Origin of the sequence: Persicobacter diffluens, assembly GCF_036244895.1 — a bacterium.
Taxonomy (GTDB): Bacteria; Bacteroidota; Bacteroidia; order Cytophagales; family Cyclobacteriaceae; genus Persicobacter; species Persicobacter diffluens.
The window spans coordinates 1,585,147-1,606,930 of sequence record NZ_BQKE01000001.1 but is presented as its reverse complement, the minus strand read 5'-3'; the positions used below and the strand labels follow the sequence as shown (position 1 = coordinate 1,606,930).

Genomic DNA, 21,784 nt, shown 5'->3' with positions numbered 1-21,784 from the left:
TTTATATAAAAAACCAAAAAACAATGAATAATAAAAACACCACCGCATAGGTGATATAGGACTGCACCTGCTTTCCTTGCAGATTCGCCAAGCCCCGGCCCAGGCCTTTACTCAATTCACCGAGCCCCTTTACCAATCCATCTACAAAAAAGCGATCAAACATTTTAGTCCCCTGTGCGAGGATCACCCCCAATACTCCTAAACCATTGATAATGCTATTGTTCAAAGATTCCAGCCAGGCAAATGCCTTAGAAGATCTCACCGTTAAACCGGCAACCCCATCCACCATACCACTCATAATTTTTTGATCGAACCAATGCAATCGGTAAGCCCATCGCAAACTTCGGATCATAAAATGCTTTCGGTAAAAGCGATCCATATAAAAGTTGTTCAGCGAGTAGTAGCCCAATTTACTTTGAGGTCTGCGATGCACATAATCTTCCCAGATTTTTTCATCGCGTCCATACTTATTATAAGCATACAAAATGCCCCCAAGCGCAGAGAGCACCGCCAAAAATGGAATGAACGTCAAATGCTCCCGACCAGACAACTGCCATCCACTCAGTAAAACCGTCGCGGGTCTTTCAAAAGCATGGTAAAGCCAAGTGGCATGTCCGTCGAATGGATTGAGTCCATAGACAAAACTGATCGACATAACAGCTAAAATGCCTACCGGCACCGTTTTTTTCCAGGAAGGATCTTTCAGATTATCATAACAAGGACAAGCGGCCTGACATTTGCTCAACACCCTGGACTTTGACCAAAAAACCAAATACCATTGGCGCGCCATATAAAAAGCGGTCAATACTGCGGCAGCAAAACCAAGGAATGGAATGGCCCAGGCCCATACATGCCCATGTGCTGACATATTTGAAGCCCATTCCCAGGAAGCCATCAGAATCGCATCCTTTGACATAAATCCGGAAAAAAACGGAAGCCCGATCAGGGCTGCGGCGCAAATGACATATCCCGCATGGATCAAAGGCATACGGCGCATTAAATCACCCATCTGTCGCATGTCCTGCGGATCAAAATGAACCGGAATAGACAATTTTTTACACTGATACTGGAAATGGTGCATGGCGTGAATCACCGCACCAACCGCCAAAAACAAGCCGGCCTTGAAAAAAGCATGTGTTACCAAATGAAATAGCGAGGCTTCATAAGCGCCCACGCCCATTCCTAAAACCATATAGCCCAATTGGGAGCTGGTGGAATAAGCCAACACTCTTTTGATATCAAATTGATTCAGGGCAGAATAAGCTCCCTGAATGGCGGTAATGGCTCCAATTACCGCGACTACCATCAATACTTCAGGAACTAATAATGGAAATACTCTTGCTAAAAGAAAAATTCCCGCCGCCACCATGGTTGCCGCATGGATTAATGCGGAAACCGGCGTTGGCCCCTGCATGGCATCCGGCAACCAGACTTGTAAAGGAAATTGAGCAGACTTCCCCACCGTACCCATAAAAATTCCCAGCCCGGCTACGATCAACCATACCTCCGGAATTTGATTAATGACTCCAGGATTGGAAAAAACCTGGGACAATTCAGCAAAACTTAAAGTATGGAAATAAGCCCAAAGAATCATCAGTCCCAGCAAAAATCCCATATCCCCTACCCGGTTGGTCAGGAATGCTTTTCTATTGGCATTCGCCGCCAATGGCCGCTCAAACCAAAAGCCAATCAACAGGTAAGAGGAAAGCCCTACCAATTCCCAGCCCATAAAAAGCAGCAGCAAATTATCCGCTATCAGAATCACAAGCATACTGAATGTGAATAATCCCAGATAGCCATAATAACGCGCATAATATTTTTCCCCCTTCATATAGTTCATAGAAAACACATGGACCAAAAGGGAAATTAAACTCACGACCAACAGCATCACCACCGACAGCTGATCCAGCAGCACTCCAAAATTCAGGGAGTAATCCCCTACTCGGAACCAATGCCAGTTTCCCTCTAAGGTATTATTGGGAAACACCTGAAGGAAAATATAAATGGATAATAGCAAAGAGCCACTGATGGCCGAGATCGCAATTTTATCGCTGATCGTCTCTTCCAGTCTTTTGGAAAAAAAAGCAATAGCCAAAAAAGAAAGCAAGGGCAGAACCGTTGCCAGCAAAGCGGCATAAATCGCAGGATGAATGGGTGCTATAGTTTGAATGGCTTCCATTAATTAAAATCAATATCGACGGTGCGCAGGTGGTGGTACAATTTAAAAACAATGGCCAGGGCGATGGCAATTTCTGAGACGGCAATCACCATGACAAACATGCTGAACATTTGCCCCTTGAGGCTTGGATCATACTGAGAAAAAGCCACCATATTCAGGTTAGCAGCATTAAGGATTAACTCCACCCCCATCAACACCACAATGGCATTTTTTTTCATCAGAATGATCATCAACCCGATGGCGAACAATATCGCAGACAAAATTAATATATGACTTATTGGAATCATTTCTTATATCATTAACATGCGCCAGATCACGGACAATAAAACCAAAACCAGCGAGGCTGGCGTTAAATATTTCCAGGCGAAAATCATGAGCTGATCCACGCGAAGGCGAGGATAAGTCCAGCGTACCACCATCTGGAAAAAGATCACTACCAATGCCTTGGATAATATCCAAAAACCTCCCCAAAGATGTCCAGAAAGTGTTCCCGGCTCCCCTGAAGTCCACTCGGCAAGTGGCAAGCCTCCGATATTGGGCAATGGGGTATTCCAGCTTCCAAAGAAAAGTACGGCCATCAGAATAGACATCAACAGCATCATACCATATTCTCCTAACATCAACATGGCGAATTTGAATCCGGAATACTCTACATTATATCCAGCGATCAATTCACTCTCCGCCTCCGCCAAATCAAATGGTGCCCGATTGGCTTCAGCCAAAGAGGCAATGAAAAATATCAGCGCTACAGGAATTAATACCGGCGCCCGGAAAATATTCCAGGTCAGGAATCCGCCATACTGGCTCACTTCTATTCCCAAGGCTTTGATCCCAAAAAGATAGCTTTCCTCCTGCCCTGCCGAGGCAGCGAAAATTCCCTGCTGAAAAGAGATGGCCTGCAGATCCAGTGTCTGACATACACACACTACCGCCAAAACGCACAGTCCCATGGGCACTTCATAGCTGATCAATTGAGCAACAGATCTTTCCGCTCCAAAAAGTGCATATTTGTTATTGGCTGCCCAACCGGCGATCAAGATGCCCACCACATCAAAAGTGATGATAGTCAACAAATAAAAAACGCCTACCTGAGCGCCTGCCCCTGTCCAACCGGAGGTTAGCGGCAGAACGGCAAATCCACTGACGATCGCAGAAAAGACAATAATGGGTGCTAAGGGAAATAATTTTTTATCCGCACGTGCAGGCGTAATGTCTTCCTTCATTAACAGCTTCAGGACATCGGCAATGGTTTGTAATAAACCAAACTTTCCGGTGTCCATCGGGCCCATCCGATCCTGAATAAATCCGGCAATTTTTCGCTCGGCATAAATCCCCACTACCGCAAAGGTGAGTAGAAAAGGCAGATAAAATAAAAAGGTAGTGATTTCCATACTTATTTTTTAGCCAGGTAAGTACCGGCCACCAAAGCGACCAACAACATGATGGCGATTAATTCAAAGGGCAACAGAAAATCGGTCATAGTAGCAATTCCCAATTTACGAATACTTCCTTCGGCCAAAGCCGTTTGGTCGATCCACGGACGATTTGCCCATTCAAATTGAGAAAATATCAAACCGAGGAAAGTGCTCAATCCGGTACCGACCAAAAGAGACGATAACACATTTCGGTTTTGGGTCAGAATAGGCTCTCCCTTCAACTTTGTGGTCAACATTACTCCGAAAATCATCAACACCAGTATTCCACCGATATAAATCATGATCTGAGCGATGCCGATAAAATCCGCCCCCATTAATACATAAAGTGCAGCCACACCGAAAAGACTCACCAAGAGCGAGAAGGCGGCATAAAGCACATTTTTTGTCAGTAAAATATTGAGTGCTGATACCAGCACCAATGCGGAAAAGCCATAAAAAATCAGGCTATAAAAATTGATCGCTTGCATTCGATTCTATTTCGCGGACTTGCCGCCCTATTTCTTAAAGCTAGGGATTTTAGGTTTGGCCACCGGCTTTTTAGCCACATTTTGTGGTCCCTCTTGCTCCCCTTCTTTTTCAGTTAAAATTTTATTTGGTTCCGTCGCCTTTGACGTCGGAATCTTCGGTTTTATCACCGGCTTCTTCGCCACATTCGAGGCGCCCGGAATCTTCGGCTTCAATGCCGACGCTTTGCTGTCCGCTACCGGTTTATCCGCAGCAGCTCCCCCGATCTTCGGTTTTATCACCGGCTTCTTTGCCACATTCGAGGCACCCGGAATCTTTGGTTTCAAGGCAGCCGATTTGCTGTCCGCTACCGGTTTATCCGCAGCAGCTCCCCCGATCTTCGGTTTTATCACCGGCTTCTTTGCCACATTCGAGGCACCCGGAATCTTTGGTTTCAAGGCAGCCGATTTGCTATCCGCTACCGGTTTATCCGCAGCAGCGCCTCCGATCTTCGGTTTTATCACCGGCTTCTTCGCCACATTCGAGGCGCCCGGAATCTTTGGCTTCAAGGCAGCCGATTTGCTGTCCGCTACCGGTTTTCCCGCAGCAGCTCCTCCGACCTTCGGTTTTATCACCGGCTTCTTTGCCACATTCGAGGCACCCGGAATCTTTGGTTTCAAGGCCGACGCTTTGCTGTCCGCTACCGATTTTTCCGCAGCAGCTCCACCAATCTTCGGTTTTATCACCGGCTTCTTCGCCACATTCGAGGCGCTTGGAATCTTCGGCTTCAATGCCGACGCTTTGCTGTCCGCTACCGGATTATCCGCAGCAGCTCCGCCAATCTTCGGTTTTATCACCGGCTTCTTCGCCGCATTCGAGGCGCCCGGAATTTTCGGTTTCAAGGCAGCCGATTTGCTATCCGTTACCGGTTTATCCGCAGCAGCTCCGCCAATCTTCGGTTTTATCACCGGCTTCTTCGCCGCATTCGAGGCGCCCGGAATTTTCGGTTTCATTGCCGCTGGTTTTTGCTCCTCAGACACCTGCTCCCCATCTTTTGCTACCTTAGGTTGCACGATCGGTTTCTTAGGCACCGCCGGTTTAAGTGCCGCCGGCTTCATAGCAGAAGCTTCTCCATTGGTGGATTTTGGTGGTAAAGCGACAGGCTTGACCACTGCTTTTTTAGCTGCAGGCTTTGGCACACTAACCTTAGGTGCCGCTGTAGGAATTTTCACAGCAGGTTTCTTCAGAGAAGTTGGAGAAGGCTTTGCACTTTTAGCTGCCGCCTTTTCTGCTTGTACCTTTTCCCAATTCTCTTTTGCCTCCATGATTTCTAATGGTGTCATGGTTGCAAAAGGAATGTTATGCTCTTCAAAATCAAAAGCCGAATAGTCATATTCCGGCAGCATCGTCAAACACTCCGTCGGACAAACGGAAGTACAGAGACCACAGAACATACATTTGGCCATATCAATATCAAACTTGGCCAAATGCAAGCGGATGGAAGAGCCGTCCGAAGTTTTACCTAATTCTTCCGCCGATCGAATGGACACGATATCTATACAATCCACCGGGCAAACTTTCGCACATTTGTCGCATACAATACAGTCCTCTTCTTCCAAATCAAGTTTGTATCGCCCGTTTACAGGTACTTCAAGCTTCTCGTGCGGGTATTGCAAAGTTACCAAACCTTCCTTTTGATCGAAATAACCTTCCTGATCAATCCCCCGGTTATCATGAGACTTCGTGGCCTTTGAAAAGTGACTGATGGTCAAGCCAATCCCTTCCTTTAGCGTGGAAAAAGTCTCTTTAATATTGGTCCAATATGTATTTGATTGTTGTTTTCTCATGGATTTTTTGGAACGGAAACAGAAACCGTAACACCAAAATTACACTGAATACTGTCAAAACGCAAAGATTGCACTCCAACAAAAGCTTGTTTTACGAACAAGTTAGCCAAATATCAACAAACAAGTTTTTATCAGTGAAATAATAACATCTAGAAATTAAATTTCTAAATAAAATCACAAACCTACTGAGTATTATTACGATATTAAGAATAACCATCCCTCTACTTATGAAATACTTTATACTTTTTATCGCTTTAGTTTTGTCCAGACAAAGCTTTGCGCAGGCTCCGGATGTCCAGGTTGACACCCTTGCTGCTCCAGCGGCCAAAGAAAGCACCAATCCCTTATGGAAAACCGGTGGATCTGCCGGTATTAACTTTTCTCAGGTAACCTTATCCAATTGGGCGGCCGGTGGTGATAATTCCATCGCGGGAAATGTTTTTGGGAACTGGTACGCGAATTATTCTAAAGGAAAAATTGTTTGGGCAAATAAGCTCGATGTCGGTTATGGATTGATTCGAAAAGGAAAAGATGATACCGAGAAAACCGATGACCGCATCGAATTACTTTCCAGCTTTAACCGTCAGATCAGTGAATCCAAATGGTATTACACTGGCCTACTCAATTTCAGGACCCAATTTGCAGATGGTTTCGATTTGGAAAATGATCCTGAAACCAGAATATCGACCTTTATGGCTCCCGGATATTTAGAACTTTCCTTAGGCTTTACTTATCGATTTGGAGAATTATTTTATGTTTATCTGGGACCCATCGCCAGTAAAATGACCTTTGTCCGCGACGACGTTTTGGCGGCCCAGGGTGCTTTTGGAGTAGATCCAGGTGATAACTTCCGTTTTGAATTGGGGGGAAATGCCCGTTTTCAATTTCGAAAAGACATTGCGCAGAATGTGACTTTTCAACTGAATGGAAATTTCTTCAGTAATTATCAGGAAAACCCACAAAACATTGACGTGAACCTGGATGCTTTACTGGACCTTAAGGTAAATGACTGGCTTTCTGCCAATATTGCGATCTCCACCATTTATGATGATGACATCCTAATTACGGACAAAGAAGGAAAAACCGGACCCCGAATGCAATACAAACACGTGATGGCCATTGGATTGGTATACAAATTCAAAAATCACGAGGATTAATATTTTCCAATTCCAAAAGGAAACCACTAATATTGCCAAAATTATTAGTGGTTTTTTTATGTTCTTTTTACTCTCCAAAGCATTGGTGTTCTGCATCCAACCGATCAACTGGATACTCCTTTTTCTTTTATTGGCTTTAGTATGGAAGCGAAAAAGGAAAACCTTCCTGCTGACCACCTTTTCCCTATTTATTCTATTCTCCAACCGCCCACTATATGATTTTTTTGATCGTTGTTGGCAAATAGATAGCCTGGAAATGGAAGACCTTTCTTTAAATAAGCCCAGGACGGCCATTTTGCTTGGAGGAGCAGTGGATACCGGACGCCCACCCTTTACACTAACCCACTTTAATTGGGCCGCGGACAGAATCACTCATACGCTGCAACTCTTTCAGCGTGGCTATGTCCATCAAATTATTCTTACCGGAGGAAATGGCTATGTCAACCGAATGGAAGGAGAGCCTTCAGAAGCCATGACGACTGCCCAGTTTCTTATGGATGCGGGAGTACCCGAATCGGCCATTTTCATTGAGGATGCATCCAGAAATACTTATGAAAACGCCTGCTTCACCAAAGCACTGATAGAAGCGCAAAATGTAGCATCAGATACGGAGTGGTTGTTAATCACCTCCGCCAGTCACATGAGAAGATCACTGGCAATATTTGAAAAAGCAGGTTTATATTGCCTGCCCTTTTCAGCTCATTATGCTACTTCCCACCGCCCTCTGGTTTGGACAGACTACCTCCTGCCGGATGCGCAAACCTTAACATGCTGGAATTTTTTAATCAAAGAATGGGTGGGCTTTGTGACTTATCGTCTAAAAGGATATTTATAAAAACCAGTAGTTCTGAGCATAAAAAAAGCGGAAGATTTCAACCTCCGCTTTTTTTAATCTAATTAGCAAATGTTAAAAGAACATTGGCTTATCGAGCTTAGTCGCTATTCGATAGGCTGCATTAATTAAACCGACGTGACTATAGGCCTGAGGGAAATTCCCCCACTGACTGCCGGTTTTGGCATCTACATCCTCACTCAATAGACCAAGATGATTGGTATATTTTAGTAATTTTTCAAACTCAATGATTGCCTCTTCCACTCTTCCCACTACGGCTAATGCCTCCACGTACCAGAAAGCACAAATCAGGAAAGTTGTTTCCGGCGCACCAAAATCATCAATATGTTTATAACGATAGAATAAACCTTCCTTGGTCCGCAATTCTTTTTCCATCGCTTTTAAATGCGTTTTTGCGATAGAACTGGAAGAATCCAGATAGCCCATCATAATCAACTGCAAATTGGCCGCATCCAATTCCGGCGATCCAGCCGCCTGCGTATAAACCCCCATTTTATCATCATAGCAGGCTTCAATACGCTCAAATGCTTTCTTCTTTAATTCCCGAGCGGTAGTCATCATTTCATTATCTCCAAATCTGGAGGCAATTTTCAATGCCGCGGAACTTCCGGCCCACTGGAACAAAAAGGTATAGCAATAATACTTGGAGCGATCACGAAACTCCCACAAACTGGCATCCTTTTCATCAATAGTCCGGTCAATCATTTTCAGAATATTACGCATCATATCATGAGAGTTAAAGCGATTCTCATGCTGAAAACGTTCATCAGCAAACAAGGGCAAGAGTGAAATCATCACCTGCCCATAAACATCATTCTGAATATGTTCGTGCGCCTGATTTCCGATTCTCACAGGACCATTTCCGAGGTATCCTTCCAGATCAATAATCTTTTCCTCCAGCTTGGATTTCCCCTTAATACTGTACAGGGGTTGAAAACGATCCTTTTCCTTTGAAGAAATATTGGCGATATAGTTAAAATACCTTTCCGATTCTTCAAAGTGACCAATATGGTTAAAAGCCTGCAGGGTATAGAAGGTATCCCGCATCCAGCAAAAACGATAATCCCAGTTACGGCCACTGCCGGGAGATTCCGGAAGGGAGGTGGTGCTGGCCGCAATGATAGCACCGGTATCTTCAAACTGGTGAATTTTCAAAGCGAGGGCAGAACGAATCACCGCCTTTTGGTGAAAAGAACCAATCGAAGTGGATTTCACCCAATCCTGCCAGTATTTCTGGGTGGCGCGTAAAAATTCATCCGCTGTTTTTTCCAATGCCGCTTCCAATGGAGCACCGTAGGTTAAAACCAAATATTTGGTTTCATTCAGGAAGAAGGGCTCTTCATCATCGATCACATAACTTAATGGAATGTTAGTGGTCAGGCGCATTTCATCCCCTATTCCCAGATATTTGATATGATTGGAACCTAAAACCCGCTCCGGATTTTTCGCACCATAATCTCCCTTGGGTGCACATCTCACATTCACTCTGGGATTACCCGAAAGCGGCTCTACCTTTCTGATTAACATCAACGGACGAAAATACCGATCATATTGAGGAAAGCGGGGTGCAAAATCAGTTACGCGATACTTACCATTTTCGTCTTCGATTTCCGTCACCAATATATTGGTATTATCCATATAGTATTGGTGAGAGGAGAAATCCGTTTCTACAGGTAGAATTGTAAATTCGCCCCCCTTTTTAGAATCCAATAAAGAACCGAAAACAAAACTACTATCGAAGGAAGGCCAACACATCCAAACCACATTGGTTCGCTTGTCGATAGAGGCCATAAAAGCACAATTACCGACAATACCGAAATCATAAGTATGGGATTGAGTCATAAATAAGAGATTAGTATAATTTTTTGGAGAAATCATAATTTCCAAAAAATTAAATTCTCAAACAACCTTTAAACCGGACAAAATTGGTAATAAAAAGAAAAGCATGCTTGATGAAAATTGGCATGCTTTTGGATAAATTGAAGAAGTGATTGTGGTTTAAAACAAAAAGATATAAAAAAATAATCTACCTAGTTAAAAAAATCCATTCGATAAAAAAATCAAACCTAATCCACAATCTGGAATCTTTAATATTGTTCAGCGGGCATTATTATCCATAAGATAATATACAACGCGAGTCCTGTTCCTGCAAATAAAAGTAAAAACACATAGATCAAACGAATAATAACAGGATCCAAATTGAAATAATCTGCAACTCCTGCACAAACGCCGGCAATAATTTTACGATTTACTGGTCGGGTTAAGTTTTTTCTCATTTCTGTCTTACTTTATTTAAATATAGCCTTTTTTTAAATATAGCGGAAATATTTTATCCAAAAATTATAATTCAAACAATTTACCCCCTTTTTTTCATGTTATTTATGAAATTAACCATAAAAACATGTGCCATTCATGCCATCATGCACAAAAAAAACCACAAGTCGGAAACTTGTGGTTTTAATATTTAATCTGATAATTTTCTTAAGCCTGATTCAAAATTCTCAGCTCATCACGAAGTACTTTTACTTTAGCTTCTGCTTCTTCAATTTTCTGATCGTATTCCGCCTTTAAAGCCTCTGCATTTTTAGATCTGGCAAAGAAGCCCAGGTTACTCTTCCAGGTATTGATCTCATCTTCCAATTCCTGAATCTGGCGACGTAAGTCCTGCTCGGCTTTATTCAAAGAAGATTTATTTGGTGACGATTTCAATCGCTGATATTTTGCCTGCAGTACCAAGCGTTGCTTCTCCCCTTCTGCAATCCCTTCAACCGCCTCTAAATAAGTTGCATTTGCTTCGGCCCATTTCTGCTGAATGGTTTTAATTTCCTTGCGAGGTACAAAACCAATCTCTTCAAACTGTGCCTGAATTTCCTGAAGCGGCTCCAGGCTGTTGGGTTTTTCAGCGGCCAAAGCGACCAATTGCTTACAAAGCGCTGCCTTCTTCTCAAAATTAGCTACAAATTCCTGCTCCACGGCTTCATTCTTCTGGCGCTTGCGATTGAAGAAATGATCACATGCCGCTTTGAACTCTTCAAAAACAGAATCCTTGAATTTCTCTGGTACAGGTCCAATTTTTCTCCACTCCTGCTGAAGAGACTTTAAAGTATTCGCTGTTCCTTCGATATCCTCGCTGTCTTTCAACGCTTCTGCCTTCTCCACTAAAGCCTGCTTCAGCTTCAAGTTTACCGTACGCTCCTCTTCCAGGTTCTTGAAGAATTGTCCTTTGTTATTAAAGAAAGTCTTGAAAAGTCCCCAGAACTCTTTATTGATATCTTTGGCATTCTCACGAGGTACATGCCCAATAGCATCCCACTCCTTCTGAAGGTCCTGCAATTTTTTGGTTTCTTGATTCCACTCCGTAATTCTTCCGGAATTAAAATCAACAAACGGACGAATTTTGGCGATCAAAGCTTTTTTGGTTTCCAAATTCGCTTCCTGCTCTACCCGAATCTGGTCGCTGTATTCTTTACGGCGATCATAAACCGCATCAGAAGCCGCCTTGAAACGATCCCAGATTTTATCCTGCTCTTCACGAGGCACAGGCCCGATGTTTTTATATTCTTCATGCAATTCATTCAAAATACGAACCGCATCCAAAATCTCCGCATCTTTCAGCTCTTCTGCTTTTTCACAAAGCTGAACTTTTTTGGTCAGATTTTTACGACGATCCAAATCCTTCAACTCGAAGAAAATACCACGACGATCATAATACTGATCCAAAAGGGCTTTATAATTAGCCCAAAGCTCTTGGTTTTCGGCCATATTCACCTGACCGATACCTTTCCACTCTTCCTGAATCTTACGAACAGCTTCAATGCTCTGCTCCGTTTCTTCGCCTTTTACAATTTCTCTCAACTGGCGAAGCAACAGTTTTTTCTTAGCCGTATTTTCTTTACGGCTGGACTCCAGGTTAGCGTAATATTTATGTTTTCTTTCCTTCAATAAGCTGTAAAGCTCATCAAATTTTCGATCCACCTCACTGCCATGGTATTCAAAACCGTCAGGCTCTCCGCCATCCGCCTTGTATTTCTCCAAAGCAGACTGACGTTCTTCATGACGTAAACCATTAAAAATTGGCCCCACTATCTTCAAAACTTCATCATTGTAACGGAAGTTCTGAGACTCTTTCAAGTCCGATAAGGCTTTTACCAATTCTTCCTTACTTTTTCCGACAAAATCTTCCTCGTTTACAGTAAGGCTTTCTTCTTTCACCTCCTCAGCAGTATTCACTTCCTGCTCAGGCTGTACATTTTCCTTTTCTGCTTCAGAAGACTGATCAAACAATTTGTCGTTTTCCATGACTCTTTAATTAATTTAAAAATTCCCGCCGTTAGCGGCGGACCGAACACAATCTATACCCTCCTTCAAAAATATTGCTGAAGGATTGGATGCCCAAAAATAGACATTTTTTTAATTCATGCGAGGATCTATGGGGTAATTTGAATACATCTTGAATCTTCCCCCCATCAGGGACAAAACTTTCTTCCACAAATCGTCATGTGGCGTATCAAAGATCAAATTTTCATTGGCCTGCCGAAAGATAATCCAGGACTTCTCCTGAATCTCGGCTTCCAATTGACCGGGTGACCATCCGGAATAGCCCAGAAAAAACCGCACCTGCGGATCAGGCTGTTGCTCCTCCCGCACCAGACTCATCACCTCTTCGAACCCCCCCCCCCAATAAACATGCTCCACGATCTGATGACTTTCTTCCCCCAGAAAATCTGCTCGGTGCACCATATGAAGCGTATCCTGCTGCACAGGCCCACCCACAAAAAGGCTTTGCTCCTGCGGGATGTTTTCTCCCTGCATCACCTCATTCAATTTCAGGAAGGAAGGCTTATTCAAAACAAACCCTACACTGCCCTCCTCATTATGTTCCACTAAGAAAACCACGGACCGCTCAAAGTTGGGGTCCGCCAAAAAGGGTTCCGAGATTAACAGATCGCCCTTTTGTGGTTGGGAAATATTTCCGTAGTCAAAATAGTTCATCACAATAAAGATTAGGGTTGGATTCCTCACGAATAAAGGCACAAGGAGTTTAAATGTCAAACTAATCCCTTATTTTCGCCATTATTTTCGACGCAAGATGACACCCATGGAGATAAATATTGCTGATATACGTCAAGATTACTCAAAAAAAGAACTTTCCGTTGAGGAATGCCATGCGCATCCGATCCGACAATTTAACCAATGGTTTGATGAGGCGATAAAAGCGGAGGTGATGGAGCCCAATGCCATGACGGTTTCTTCTGCTACGGCTGAGGGAAGACCTTCCGCACGAACGGTTTTACTGAAAGGCATTGAAAATGACGCCTTCGTATTTTATACTAATTACAATAGCCGCAAGGGACAACAGTTGAGCAATAATCAATTTGCAGCTTTGACTTTCTTTTGGCCTGAGCTGGAGCGACAAGTCAATATTGAAGGAAGTGTTGTTAAAATGCCGGAGGAGGTCTCGGATCAATACTTTGCTAGCCGTCCCTACAAAAGTCGTGTGGGAGCTTGGGCCTCCGAGCAAAGTCAGGAGATCGATTCCAAAGCCGTGGTGATGGGCCGCTTTGCCAAGTATGCAGCCAAATTCATCACCCATGTTCCGCGCCCGCCGCATTGGGGAGGCTTTGGTATCATTCCGGATCGTATTGAATTCTGGCAAGGACGCCCGAGCCGATTGCATGACCGCGTGTTGTATGTTTTAGAAAACGGGCATTGGAATAAAAAGCGCCTGGCACCCTGACCATCCGTTGGCGCAACTGTGCGCTACACTTTCCATTCCAACCGGCTGAGGGATAGCGGGCTTTGCCTGAGCTCCTTTTTGCCGGCGACTACCCTTAAATAAACTTCTCAGGAGTCGGCAAAAAGAGCGAGGCCCGCCAGCCCGACCGAGCCTGTGAGGGCAGCCCCTAAAAAATAATTCTCTTCTCTGATTTTCATGAATACTTATTTAGAAAGATACGCCTATCCGGAACGCTTTTTAAGCAATGAAGCGCAAGCCCATACCACCCAGATTGTGGTGATTCCCTGTTATAACGAACCGGATTTGCTGACTTCCCTGCAATCTTTGGCCAATTGCAAGCCCACAAAGGGACATACGGAAGTGATAACGGTAATTAACCATGGGGAAAATGCCTCAGAGGAAGTCATTCAACGAAATCAGCAGACGCTGGAAGAAGCACAGGCCTGGGCATCGGCACAATCGCTTCCCCACCTTTCTTTCGAATTCATTAAGGTCAGCAATCTCCCCAAAAAACATGCAGGCGTAGGACTGGCTCGAAAAATCGGAATGGACGAGGCGGCTTACCGATTGGAGATCCTTGGAAAATCCAAAGCACCGATCATCTGCTTTGATGCGGACAGTCAATGCTCAGAAAACTACCTTTTGGAGATTGAGCAATATTTTCAGGATTACCCGAAAACCAATGCGGCCTCCATTCATTTTGAGCATCCGCTGGAAGGTGATTTTCCAAAGCAATGGTATGAAGCGATTGAGATTTATGAATTGCATTTGCGCTACTATGTCAATGGACTTCGATATGCCCAGCATCCCTTTGCCTATGAGACCATCGGTTCGAGCATGGTGGTACGGGCGGATATTTACCAAAAGCAAGGGGGCATGAACCGCCGTAAAGCCGGAGAGGACTTTTATTTTCTGCACAAAATTATTCCATTGGGGAACTTCGCCGACATCACGTCCTGTCAGGTGATTCCCTCTCCCAGGCCTTCAGATCGCGTGCCTTTTGGTACCGGAAAAGCGGTGGGTGAATTTTTGGCTTCAGGGGAAACGCAGCGGATGGATTCTTATCACCCGGAAATATTTGAGGAATTGAAAGTGTTTATCGAAAAGGCTTACGGCTTTTTCAAACAACCTTTCGGGGCTGTGAAGGAAGAAATGCCGGCTGCTACTCAGGCCTTTTTGGTGGAAAGTAAATTTGAAGAAGAGCTTCAGAAAATCCTTAAAAACAGTCCGAATAAAAAAATTTTTAAGCAGCGATTCTTTCAATGGTTCGATGGCTTCCGCACGCTAAAATATGTTCACTTTTTAAGAGATTACCAATATCCCCCTATTGACCTTAGAAGTGGCGTGGATAAACTATTTAATTTATTGGAAATTTCGCAGTGTCAGCCGGCGCAACAATTGGAAAGCATGCGGGCTTATGACCGGCATTTGCACTATTCCCCCAAGCTTTCGAACTGGGATTAATTCGTTGATTAACCTGATTTCACCATTTTTTCCGTAAATTATATTAAACACAGATTAAAACACGGGCACAATGGTGCCGAAATCAACAATCAACAGAACCCAAATGAAATCACTTTTAACACAATTTGAGGAAAGAAAACCTGAAATTGTTTTTGAATGGCACGACACCGAAACCGAAGCCAAAGGCTGGGTGGTGATCAACTCTCTGCGGGGAGGGGCGGCCGGCGGGGGAACCCGTATGCGCAAGGGATTGGACAAAAGAGAGGTGGAATCGCTGGCAAAAACCATGGAAATCAAATTCACCGTCTCCGGGCCGGCCATTGGCGGTGCAAAGTCCGGAATTGACTTTGACCCCAAAGATCCCCGAAAGGATGAAGTGCTCCGGCGCTGGTACAAGGCGGTGACTCCACTCCTGAAAAGCTATTACGGCACTGGCGGAGACCTGAATGTAGATGAGATCAATGAGGTAATCCCGATTACGGAAGATTATGGCCTCTGGCATCCGCAGGAAGGCATTGTCAATGGGCATCATCAAGCGAATGAACCACAGAAGATCAAAAAGCTCGGGCAATTGCGGCAGGGCGTAAAGAAAGTCATTGAGGATCCGGCCTTTTCACCGGAGGTGAGTCGGAAATATACGGTATCGGATATGATCACCGGTTTTGGCGTTGCAGAGGCTGTCCGGCACTATTACCACATTTGGAACGGGGATTTCCGAGGCAAACGGGCGATCATTCAGGGATGGGGAAATGTGGGCGCAGCGGCAGGATTTTATCTGGCCAAAATGGGCGTAAAAATTGTCGGCATCATTGATAAACATGGAGGCCTGCTCCAAAAGGACGGATTTACGCTGACGGAAATTCAGGATTTGTATCTGGACCGGAAAGGCAATCAACTGGCCCATTCCGGCATCATTCCTTTCGAGAAAATCAATCAGGAAATCTGGAAGATGGGTGCTGAGATTTTCATCCCTGCAGCGGCTTCTCGCCTGGTGAATAAGTCGAATATTGACGAATTAATTAAAGGCGGACTGGAAGTCATCAGCTGTGGGGCCAACGTTCCTTTTCAGGATGAGGAAATCTTTATGGGCGCCACCGCAAGATATGCCGACCAAAGGGTATCGGTTATCCCGGATTTTATTGCCAACTGCGGGATGGCGCGGGTTTTTGCCTTTTTAATGGAGGGAGAAGTTGAATTAACGGACCACAATATCTTTCTTGATACTTCAAACACCGTCAAAAATGCACTGGAGGAACTTCACTCTCAGGTACAATCAGGCACCAATATGTCCAACAAAGGGCTGGAACTGGCCATCAAAAAACTCCTTTAAAATTAACAAAAAAACCGATGCCTCTCCTGTAAGCATCGGTTTTTTCAGGAATCATAAATAAAAAATCAAATTAGTTTTTGCCAAACTCCTTTTGCAACCTGTGTACTTCGCTGGCATCCATCTGATCGATCATATGCTCATTTAAATGCGTAAAGCTTAAGCAGGTGGAAACGGTTTTCTTTCCGCTTACATTCGCCACTGCGAATAAATTCCCTACCATTGCGTAAAATCTAACGCCCTTGTCGTTTATGTGAACTAACTTCATAACAAAAATCAAAATAATTCCTTGGTTCCAAAAAGTCCAAAAACAGTGCCAATCAAATGTTGGAATTCAAAAAAGAAACGGCTGCCCATTCTGAAAAATAAAGTCCTCCCTTTTGAAAAAAACCAACATGACCGCCATGTTCGGGCTGCATGAATTTAATCATTTCATTTTCGGTTGAAACATGTGGGGCATAGCAGGTCTCAGATAAAAACGGATCATTTGCAGCGTTTAAAATTAAGGTAGGAATTTTAATTTCGCTAATAAAATTTTTAGAACTACAGGAAATGTAGTAATCCTCCGCCCCGGCAAAGCCTCCCAGCGGGGCAGTGAAGTGATCATCAAAATCCCAAAGCCGGTCAATTTTCTCCAGTAAATCCAGGTCAAAATCAAAGCCATGGGCCGATTTTCGCCTGACTTTTTCTTTTAAAGACCTCAAAAAACGATCGTGGTAAATAAAATTCCTGCGCTTGTGAATTTCCAATGTGCACCCTAATAAATCCAGCGGCACCGATACCGCCACTGCAGCAGACAAATTCGGAAGGACCGCTCCCTCCCCCAAGTATTTCAGGATCAGGTTCCCTCCCAGGCTAAAGCCTACCATGGAAATACTTTTATAATCACGTTTCCCCACGTGATCCATCACTCTTCGGACATCATCCGTGGCGCCGGAATGATAAAATCGCTTCAAACGATTTACCTCTTCCCCACAACCACGGTAATTAAAAGTTAAGCAGTCAAAGCCGGCCTGCATACAAGCCCTGATCATTCCCTGAATATAAACCCGGTGGGCATCCCCTTCCAGGCCGTGCAATACCACCACCAGCCGCTCACTACCTTGTTTAGACCAGTATAAATCTAAAAAATCACCATCCTCTAATTCCAGCCTTTCCGGAGATTGGGAAACCCTCACCCGCCTGCTTAAAGTTGGAAAAATGGTTTCCAAATGCGCATTGAAAAGAAATGATGGCCGCTTATATGATTTCATTTATGTTTTTATCCCTATTTGAACTCCCTCAAAACGAAGTGTTTATTATATACCAATGGGTTTCAACCTCCTTTTATTAAGAAATCAACCCAAAACAATTTGAATTTAATTCCTTTTTTAGATTAAAAAAAACGTATAATTGGACGATAAGTAGGGTTACTTTTTAATGGATCCATGTATTAACCAGCAGTTGATGAAAGATAAAGAAGTCATCGATAGGATTGAAAAGGGAGACGAAAGTGCTCTTGATTATTTGTATATCAAGCTTTATAGCATGATCACCCGAAGCATTCTTAAAAACGGTGGGAACGAGGAAGAAGCCAAAGATATTTTTCAGGATGCTTTGATTGTTTTTTGGCAAAAAGTTAGCAAAAGGGAATTGACGCTTACCGCTAAAATCAGCACCTATGTGTATAGTGTAAGCCAAAACCTTTGGCATAAAGAATTGCTTAGAAAAAAACGTTATGCCGGAGAACCCGCTGACATCCCCTTTTCTGAAGACTTTGAAAATAAAGAAAGAATAAAAATCATCAGGGACTGTATCGATAAAATGGGAAAATCCTGTAGAGACATATTAACCGCCCATTATTTTGACGGATTGGGCATGACTGAAATTGCAGAAAAATTTGGCCTGGCAAATGCGGATACCGCTAAAACCCGAAAATATAAATGCAAAAAGAAGCTGGATCTGTTTGTAAAATCTCATTTCACCTCTAACGATTTCTTAGATTAACCTATGAACGCTGACGAAAAATATTTTCACATGGTCGATGATTATCTGAGTCATCAGTTGAATCCGGAGGAAGTGCTGAGGTTCGAGCAGGCTATGAAGAACTCCCCCGACTTAACCGAAGAGGTGAATTTTCAAAAAGACGTGCGTAACGCGCTCCATGATTTTCGTAAATCGGAACTCAAAGGTCGGTTAAACAATTTACCCATTAAAGAAAGTACCTACACCTCCGGATTTTGGTCATTCCCAAGAGCGGCAGCTATAGTATCTATCGGTTTAGTCATTGGTGCAGGCTTCTTTTTCTCAGACCAATTACAAGCACCACACTCCAGTGAGACGGTCTCTGAAGAATTCATCCCACTTACCTCAGTAGAAAAAAATGTTGATTTAGATTTCTCAGAAGCCCTGGAATCTGACATGGCAGAACCAAAAGTTCAACCTAAAGCCACAGAGACGCATAAGGAAGAAATCAGGCTTAACCTGAACAATACCAAAACACTTCCAACTGAGGCTCCAAAGAGAACAATTCGCAAACCTATTCAACCAACGGTCACAGAAAATTTGGAAATGGTCGAAAGCCCTTCTAGCGTTTCAGTGCAAAGCGCAGAAAGTACAGAAGTTACCGGCTTCACCACCGTTACTTTGAAAATTCATAGTCAGAAGAAGAAACACCGGAAATATTCTTTTCAAAACAACCAACTTGATCTGTACGGACAATTTGAAAAAGTTGAATTCATTTCGAAAACAGATCAGCTCATTAAATTGCGGATTGACGGAAACACTTATCAACTGAAAGAAAGTCCGAATATCACAGAATTAAAATAATAAATGAAGCCCCACTTTTGGGGCTTTTTTAATGCCTCAATTGCCCAACCATCCTATCCCCAAACTTTCAGCTGAGATCCCAGCAGCCTCCGGGGCTATCCATCTCGTGAAAATAGATTTAGCTCAAATTCTACAGCGCTAGCCTCAAACCAAAATATTCATCAATCGACTAATCAGCTCACTTCAAGTGACTTACGACCAATCTAATAAGATTGTGTTTGCAAATTTAGTAATAGCCCAAATTTAAGCACGCTTGCTTGCTCCTCTTTCATCTGTTTAAGCCGAATTATTCACCGCTAAATTCATCCACCAACCGCAAGAAGTTCATTTTCAGTTTATTCTCTTTGATTTATTATAGCCCCAATTTGGACAAACTGGCTTTCTCCTCTTTCACCTGTTTCGTTGGAAAAAACTCGAAACAGGAAACTATTCCTTCATTTTTTCGCCTCACCGCTAAAGGATGATTTAGGCCAGAATAATTTGGACAGACTTGCATTATTCAGATTAGATAGAAAAGCGATGCAAAGATGATTGCGTCCGTCAATCTAACGCAAAATATTGTGTACTGTCCTCAGGACTTTTATATTTACACCTTATTTGATTTTTTCGAATTATATGTCAAAAAATAATAAAAAGAAGGTCGGCGCTTACCCCTTTTTTAGTGTGGTCTTCAGTACAGCATTAGCCTTGTTTATCGTAGGGATTTTGGGACTTACTTATATTCAAACCCAAAAGCTTACCCAGCGCATCAAAAGTGATTTGGAAATGCAGGTCTTCCTGAAAAGGGAAGTCAACAAATCTAAAATCGCCCAGTTTCAACGAAAACTCAGCCAGCAGTCTTATATTCTCGCCCCGGCGAATGACAATATTCGGTTCATCTCCAAGGAAGAGGCGGCCAAAACTTTCCTGAATGATACGGGTGAAGACTTTTCGGAATTTCTGGGAGAAAACCCATTACATGATGCTTTCACCATTAAATTAAAGAGTGGTTTTCAAAATTCCGATTCGCTGGAAATGATCAAGCAGGAGCTGGAAAAATTTGCAGAGGTATCAGAGGTCACTTATGTGAAAAATCTGGCCGATCAGATTCAGGAAAATTTCGCTAAACTTTCGGTCATTCTGGTTACCATTGCGATTCTACTCTTTTTTGTAGTCACCATATTAATCAATAACACTATTAAATTGGCATTATTTAGCCAAAGGTTTTTGATTAGATCCATGCAATTGGTCGGTGCGACTTCGGGATTTATCCAAAAGCCTTTTATATTGCGATCCATTTGGCATGGGTTTTTAGGTGGAATTATTGCCTGTTTGGGAATTTCAGGTGTATTGTATTATGCCGTCCACCATATTGACGCCCTTTCCCTGCTATATGCTCCAAAGGAAGTCGGCATTTTGTTCGGCACCATGATAATCACCGGTATTACCGTTAGCTTTTTCAGCACAAAAAAATCGGTGAAAAAATATTTAGGCATGTCCCTAAATGATCTTTATTAAAAATCTTACCCAATAAAAAATCCACATGGAGGAGAACAAAAAAATGCCTTTTGGCAAAAACAACTACATCATTATGCTCGCGGGCATCGTCGTGCTCGCATTAGGTTTTTTCATTATGACCCTTGACAAAGCTGAATATGGATTTGGCTTTCTAGGTTTAACCCTTGGTCCTATTGTAGTTTTGCTGGGCTTTGCTATTGAATTTTACGCTTTATTTTCTAAACCCAAATCATAATAATGAGCTTAATCGAAGCTTTTATCCTTGGAATTGTTCAGGGATTGACTGAATTTTTACCTGTAAGTAGTAGCGGACATATTGAATTGGCAAAGGCCATTTTGGGTACTGAGGTGGAGGAAGATGTATTATTTACGGTCATCCTACACGGTGCTACGGTGCTTTCCACATTGGTCATTTATTTCCAGGAAATTAAAAAATTGATCATCGAAGGCGTTCAGCCGAAGTGGAATGACAGCAAGCAATACATCTTATTTTTAGTTGTTTCCATGATTCCGGTATTTTTCGTTGGGATGTTTTTCAAAGATACCCTTGAAAACATTTTCTTCGGAAATATTCTTGCTGTGGGTATTGCCCTATTATTTACGGGAGCATTATTATCCTTCACTTACCTTTCCAGAGATTTCGGCGCCAAAATTACCTGGTCATCTGCCATTGTAATGGGAATTGCGCAGGCCATTGCGGTAATTCCGGGAATCTCCAGATCAGGTTCCACCATTGCCACCGGTTTATTAATGGGGGTAAAAAAAGAAGAAGCCACTCGCTTTTCCTTTTTGATGGTTTTGGCACCTATCATGGGAGCCAATCTTTTGGAATTATTGAAATTTGACCCCAGTCAATCCTCCAGCCTTAGTTGGCCAGTGATTATTGTGGGCTTTATCACTGCATTTGTTTCAGGAGTTATTGCCTGTAAATGGATGATTAAACTCGTGAAAAAAGGAAAATTAATTTACTTTGCGATTTATTGTTTATTGGTCGGTACAGCGGCAATTGTATTGAGCCTGATATAAACGCGAAAA

General features: G+C 43.1%; 21 protein-coding genes. 10 read left to right on the top strand and 11 right to left on the bottom strand.

Annotated elements, in window-relative coordinates:
- Window position 1 precedes the first annotated feature (1 nt).
- From nuoL to AAA970_RS06675, 5 genes are read right to left on the bottom strand one after another with little or no spacing between them, the layout of a single operon-like run.
- Window positions 2–2,179 (bottom strand): NADH-quinone oxidoreductase subunit L, encoded by a 2,178-nt coding sequence (gene nuoL, locus AAA970_RS06695; protein ID WP_338236463.1) that lies wholly within the window; start codon window positions 2,177–2,179, stop codon window positions 2–4.
- On the bottom strand, window positions 2,179–2,466 hold the full coding sequence (nuoK, locus tag AAA970_RS06690) for an NADH-quinone oxidoreductase subunit NuoK (protein WP_053404672.1): 288 nt from the start codon (window positions 2,464–2,466) through the stop codon (window positions 2,179–2,181). Before nuoK ends, nuoL begins: the two co-directional genes overlap by 1 nt.
- Before the next feature lie 3 nt (window positions 2,467–2,469).
- Window positions 2,470–3,570, bottom strand: coding sequence for a complex I subunit 1/NuoH family protein (locus tag AAA970_RS06685; protein ID WP_053404671.1), 1,101 nt, complete (start codon window positions 3,568–3,570; stop codon window positions 2,470–2,472).
- 2 nt (window positions 3,571–3,572) lie between these two features.
- Window positions 3,573–4,082: an NADH-quinone oxidoreductase subunit J family protein gene (locus tag AAA970_RS06680; protein WP_053404670.1), complete on the bottom strand. Its 510-nt coding sequence runs from the start codon at window positions 4,080–4,082 to the stop codon at window positions 3,573–3,575.
- A 27-nt stretch (window positions 4,083–4,109) separates the two neighbouring features.
- The gene (locus AAA970_RS06675; protein WP_338236462.1) at window positions 4,110–5,906 is read right to left on the bottom strand and encodes a 4Fe-4S binding protein; all 1,797 of its coding nucleotides are present in this window, start codon (window positions 5,904–5,906) and stop codon (window positions 4,110–4,112) included.
- A 227-nt stretch (window positions 5,907–6,133) separates the two neighbouring features.
- On the opposite strand from AAA970_RS06675, the gene AAA970_RS06670 reads away from it, so the two are divergent.
- Window positions 6,134–7,063, top strand: coding sequence for a DUF3078 domain-containing protein (locus tag AAA970_RS06670; RefSeq protein ID WP_072159034.1), 930 nt, complete (start codon window positions 6,134–6,136; stop codon window positions 7,061–7,063).
- Window positions 7,064–7,121: 58 nt separating this feature from the next.
- Window positions 7,122–7,898 carry a YdcF family protein gene (locus AAA970_RS06665; RefSeq protein ID WP_338236461.1) on the top strand — a complete coding sequence of 259 codons (777 nt, stop codon included), beginning with the start codon at window positions 7,122–7,124 and terminating at the stop codon, window positions 7,896–7,898.
- Between the two features lie 72 nt (window positions 7,899–7,970).
- Here AAA970_RS06665 and AAA970_RS06660 read toward each other — a convergent pair whose 3' ends face one another.
- From AAA970_RS06660 to AAA970_RS06645, 4 genes are all read right to left on the bottom strand, one after another.
- Entirely contained in the window at window positions 7,971–9,758 is a 1,788-nt protein-coding gene (locus AAA970_RS06660; RefSeq protein ID WP_338236460.1) for a glycoside hydrolase family 15 protein, read from the bottom strand.
- Window positions 9,759–10,003: 245 nt separating this feature from the next.
- Window positions 10,004–10,192 (bottom strand): PspC domain-containing protein, encoded by a 189-nt coding sequence (locus AAA970_RS06655; protein WP_053404667.1) that lies wholly within the window; start codon window positions 10,190–10,192, stop codon window positions 10,004–10,006.
- A gap of 205 nt (window positions 10,193–10,397) precedes the next feature.
- Window positions 10,398–12,215: a DUF349 domain-containing protein gene (locus AAA970_RS06650; RefSeq protein ID WP_338236459.1), complete on the bottom strand. Its 1,818-nt coding sequence runs from the start codon at window positions 12,213–12,215 to the stop codon at window positions 10,398–10,400.
- A gap of 111 nt (window positions 12,216–12,326) precedes the next feature.
- Window positions 12,327–12,908, bottom strand: a complete 582-nt coding sequence (locus AAA970_RS06645) for a YqgE/AlgH family protein (RefSeq protein ID WP_338236458.1) — start codon at window positions 12,906–12,908, stop codon at window positions 12,327–12,329.
- A gap of 106 nt (window positions 12,909–13,014) precedes the next feature.
- Between AAA970_RS06645 and pdxH the strand changes: the two genes are divergently transcribed.
- The 3 genes from pdxH to AAA970_RS06630 all read left to right on the top strand — a co-directional run bounded on the left by pdxH (window position 13,015) and on the right by AAA970_RS06630 (window position 16,447).
- Window positions 13,015–13,653, top strand: a complete 639-nt coding sequence (gene pdxH, locus AAA970_RS06640) for a pyridoxamine 5'-phosphate oxidase (RefSeq protein ID WP_338236457.1) — start codon at window positions 13,015–13,017, stop codon at window positions 13,651–13,653.
- Between the two features lie 195 nt (window positions 13,654–13,848).
- The gene (locus AAA970_RS06635; protein WP_338236456.1) at window positions 13,849–15,117 is read left to right on the top strand and encodes a glycosyltransferase family 2 protein; all 1,269 of its coding nucleotides are present in this window, start codon (window positions 13,849–13,851) and stop codon (window positions 15,115–15,117) included.
- A 103-nt stretch (window positions 15,118–15,220) separates the two neighbouring features.
- A complete protein-coding gene (locus tag AAA970_RS06630; RefSeq protein WP_338236455.1) occupies window positions 15,221–16,447 on the top strand; it encodes a Glu/Leu/Phe/Val dehydrogenase dimerization domain-containing protein in 1,227 nt (408 codons plus the stop codon).
- Between the two features lie 70 nt (window positions 16,448–16,517).
- On the opposite strand, the gene AAA970_RS06625 is transcribed toward AAA970_RS06630, so the two are convergent.
- Together AAA970_RS06625 and AAA970_RS06620 are read right to left on the bottom strand one after the other, a co-directional pair.
- Window positions 16,518–16,712, bottom strand: coding sequence for a hypothetical protein (locus AAA970_RS06625; RefSeq protein ID WP_157600868.1), 195 nt, complete (start codon window positions 16,710–16,712; stop codon window positions 16,518–16,520).
- A gap of 52 nt (window positions 16,713–16,764) precedes the next feature.
- The gene (locus tag AAA970_RS06620; protein WP_338236454.1) at window positions 16,765–17,697 is read right to left on the bottom strand and encodes a YheT family hydrolase; all 933 of its coding nucleotides are present in this window, start codon (window positions 17,695–17,697) and stop codon (window positions 16,765–16,767) included.
- Between the two features lie 193 nt (window positions 17,698–17,890).
- On the opposite strand from AAA970_RS06620, the gene AAA970_RS06615 reads away from it, so the two are divergent.
- The 5 genes from AAA970_RS06615 to AAA970_RS06595 all read left to right on the top strand — a co-directional run bounded on the left by AAA970_RS06615 (window position 17,891) and on the right by AAA970_RS06595 (window position 21,775).
- Window positions 17,891–18,430, top strand: coding sequence for an RNA polymerase sigma factor (locus AAA970_RS06615; RefSeq protein WP_053406882.1), 540 nt, complete (start codon window positions 17,891–17,893; stop codon window positions 18,428–18,430).
- 3 nt (window positions 18,431–18,433) lie between these two features.
- A complete protein-coding gene (locus AAA970_RS06610; protein ID WP_338236453.1) occupies window positions 18,434–19,252 on the top strand; it encodes an anti-sigma factor in 819 nt (272 codons plus the stop codon).
- A gap of 615 nt (window positions 19,253–19,867) precedes the next feature.
- A complete protein-coding gene (locus AAA970_RS06605) occupies window positions 19,868–20,749 on the top strand; it encodes a cell division protein FtsX (RefSeq protein WP_053404660.1) in 882 nt (293 codons plus the stop codon).
- A gap of 25 nt (window positions 20,750–20,774) precedes the next feature.
- Entirely contained in the window at window positions 20,775–20,984 is a 210-nt protein-coding gene (locus tag AAA970_RS06600; protein ID WP_053404659.1) for a DUF3098 domain-containing protein, read from the top strand.
- A gap of 2 nt (window positions 20,985–20,986) precedes the next feature.
- Complete coding sequence (locus AAA970_RS06595; RefSeq protein WP_338236452.1) at window positions 20,987–21,775, top strand: undecaprenyl-diphosphate phosphatase; 789 nt, start codon at window positions 20,987–20,989, stop codon at window positions 21,773–21,775.
- Window positions 21,776–21,784: the final 9 nt, after the last annotated feature.